The organism is Cupriavidus basilensis (assembly GCF_029335485.1).
Lineage (GTDB): Bacteria > Pseudomonadota > Gammaproteobacteria > Burkholderiales > Burkholderiaceae > Cupriavidus > Cupriavidus basilensis_E.
In genome coordinates this window covers 1-2,728 of sequence record NZ_JARJLM010000633.1, presented here as the reverse complement: position 1 = coordinate 2,728, position 2,728 = coordinate 1, and the positions used below count along the sequence as shown (strand labels likewise).

At 67.5% G+C, this 2,728-nt stretch carries 2 protein-coding genes and 1 pseudogene; 1 reads left to right on the top strand and 2 read right to left on the bottom strand.

The genetic code is table 11. The features are described from left to right. A pseudogene (locus P3W85_RS38935) lies at nt 1–210 on the bottom strand (protocatechuate 3,4-dioxygenase subunit beta); the annotation flags it as partial. 95 nt (nt 211–305) lie between these two features. Here P3W85_RS38935 and P3W85_RS38930 point away from each other — a divergent pair. Beyond that, complete coding sequence (locus P3W85_RS38930; RefSeq protein WP_276268722.1) at nt 306–1,256, top strand: LysR substrate-binding domain-containing protein; 951 nt, start codon at nt 306–308, stop codon at nt 1,254–1,256. A 33-nt stretch (nt 1,257–1,289) separates the two neighbouring features. Here P3W85_RS38930 and mdtD read toward each other — a convergent pair whose 3' ends face one another. Then, complete coding sequence (gene mdtD / locus P3W85_RS38925; RefSeq protein ID WP_276268723.1) at nt 1,290–2,678, bottom strand: multidrug transporter subunit MdtD; 1,389 nt, start codon at nt 2,676–2,678, stop codon at nt 1,290–1,292. Between the last annotated feature and the right edge of the window lie 50 nt (nt 2,679–2,728).

Here is a 2,728-nt window from a genome sequence, read left to right as displayed (position 1 = left end):
GAGGTCGCTATCGCCGTTGCGCACGAACTCGGCGCCGAACAGCGGGCCGGTCACCTCGGACAGCGTCTGCGGCAGCGTCACCAGGGGCTGGTCTGGCGAGCGCAATTGGGTGGAGGTATAGGGATCGAAGCGGTATTCGGGCTGGGTATCCCAGTACTGGCGGCGGTACTGCGCCAGTCCGGGCGGCAGCTTGGTAGGCGAATCGGCCATGGTGCGCGTCTCCTTGCGTAAGAATTTCCATTACTTTATTTGCGAAGAGAACTGCTGTAAATTGAGTTTTTCGCCCATTTAGATAACTTTTTGCTATGCAACCCGCCTTTCGCAGCCGCGTCCGCCTGCGCCACCTGCATTGTTTCGTCGCGGTGGCGCAAACCCAGCACCTGGGCCTGGCCGGTGAGCAGTTGGGACTGAGCCAGCCCGCGGTATCCAAGACGCTGAGCGAGCTGGAAGCGCTGCTTGACGCACGTCTGCTGGTCCGCGGGCGTTCCGGGACCGACCTGACCGAACTTGGCCAGCGCTTCCTGCGCCACGCGCTGCGGGTGCTGGGGGACCTCGACGAGGCCGCCGACAGCGTCAGCGGCGCAGGCACCGCGGGGCGCCAGCAGCTCAGGGTAGGCGCCCTCCCCAGCGTGGTGCCCGACCTGCTCCAGGAAGCCGTGCTGGCATTCCGCCGCGCGCACCCGGAGGTCGGCCTGGCGGTGCAGACCGGCATGAACCGCACCCTGATCGAATGGCTGAAGGCCGACGTGCTGGATATCGTCATCGGCCGCATGGACGATCCGGCGGTAATGGAGGGATTGTGGTTTGAAATGCTCGATACCGAGCCGCTGCTGCTGGCGGTGCGCAAGGGCCATGCGCTGGCGGCCACCCATGCCGCCATGGCGGAGGTGATGGCCTGCCCGCTGATCGTACCCGCGCAAGGCTCGGTGCCGCGCCACAGCACGGAAAGCCTGCTGGCCCGCCACGGTTTCGTGCTGCCGCCGGGCACCATGGAAACCTCGGACGCCTACCTGGGCCAGCTGATCGCGCTCAAGTCCGACGCGGTCTGGCTGGCGCCGCGCTGCGCCATGCGCCAGGCGCTGGATAGCGGCGAGCTGGTACTGCTGCCAATCTCGGGCCAGGGCAGCGAGGAGCCCGTCGGGCTGCTGCGCCAGGGCAGCCGCGAACCCGGGGCGGCCGCGGAAGCCTTTGCGCAGGACCTGCGCGAGCGCGCCGCCGCACGGGCACGCGGGCAGGTGCCTGGCAAACGGGGATAGTGCAGGACGTTGGCGCCGGGCAATATCCCGGCCTTACATCTCGGTAGCGTCTTGCACGCCCTTGCCGGCGGGACGGGCAACGTCCGGGGAAAGCTGCAGGAAGATCCACGCGGAGGCCGAGGTGATCAGCCCCACGCAGATGAAGGTGGCATGGAAAGCCGGCAGCGCGCTGATGGCGCCGTGCCGGCTGAAGCTGCCCTGGAAGGTCGCCAGCAGCGCGCCGGCCGAGGTCACGGCCAGGCTCATCGACAGCATCTGCACCATCGACAGCATGCTGTTGCCGCCGCTGGCCCCGGCGGTGCCGAGGTCCTTCAGCGTGACCGTGTTCATGGCGGTGAACTGGATCGAGTTGAGGGCGCCGAAAACGGCCAGCTGCACCAGCACCAGCGCCAGCGGCTGGGTCGGCGAGATCAGCGAGAACGATGCCATCGCCAGCCCCACCATGAAGGTATTGGTCACCAGCACCTTGCGATAGCCATGGCGCTGGATCAGCCCGGTGGCGAGGCGCTTGGAGGCCATGCCCGCCGCGGTGATCGGCAGCATCATCATGCCCGCCTCGAACGGCGAATAGCCCAGGCTGACCTGCAGCGTGAGCGGGATCAGGAACGGCATGGCGCCATTGCCGATGCGCGCGAAGAGATTGCCCAGCAGGCCCACGCTGAAGGTATGGATGCGGAACAGCCTGAGCGCGAACAGCGGGCGCCGGCGGCGCGTGGCGTGCAGCACATAGGCGGTCAGCGAGGCCATGCTGGCGATCAGCAGCATCAGCACCGTGGCGTGCTGGAAGCCCAGCTCGGCCAGGCCATCCAGCGAGAATGACAGGGTCAGCATGGCGATGGCCAGGAACAGGTAGCCGCTGATATCGAACGGCGCCACGCCGTGCAGCCGGCTGTTGGGCATGTAGCGCAGGGTGGCCAGCCCGCCCAGCGCCCCCACCGGCACGTTGATCAGGAAGATCCAGTGCCAGGAAAACGTCTGGGTCAGCCAGCCGCCCAGGGTCGGGCCGATCAGCGGGCCGACCATGCCCGGAATGGCGACGAAGCTGAGCGCCTGCAGATACTGGTCGCGCGGGAAGGTCCGCAGCACCGCCAGCCGACCCACCGGCAGCAGCATGGCGCCGCCCACGCCCTGCAGCACGCGCGCGGCCACCAGCATGGTCAGGCTGCTGGAATACGCGCAGGCCAGCGAGCCGGCGACGAACAAGCCGATGGCGGTCTGGAAGATGGTGCGTGTGCCGAAGCGGTCGGCCAGCCAGCCCGAGGCCGGGATGATCACCGCCATCGTCAGGGAGTACGCGATGATGACCGACTGCATGCGCAGCGGGCTCTCGCCCAGGCTTCTGGCCATCGAAGGCAAGGCGGTGTTGACGATGGTGGAATCCAGCGTCTGCATGAAGAAGCCGACCGCCACTACCCACAGCATGATGTTGCGGTTGCGGTCGTCGGCGGGGGCCAGCGCGGTGTCTTGCATGA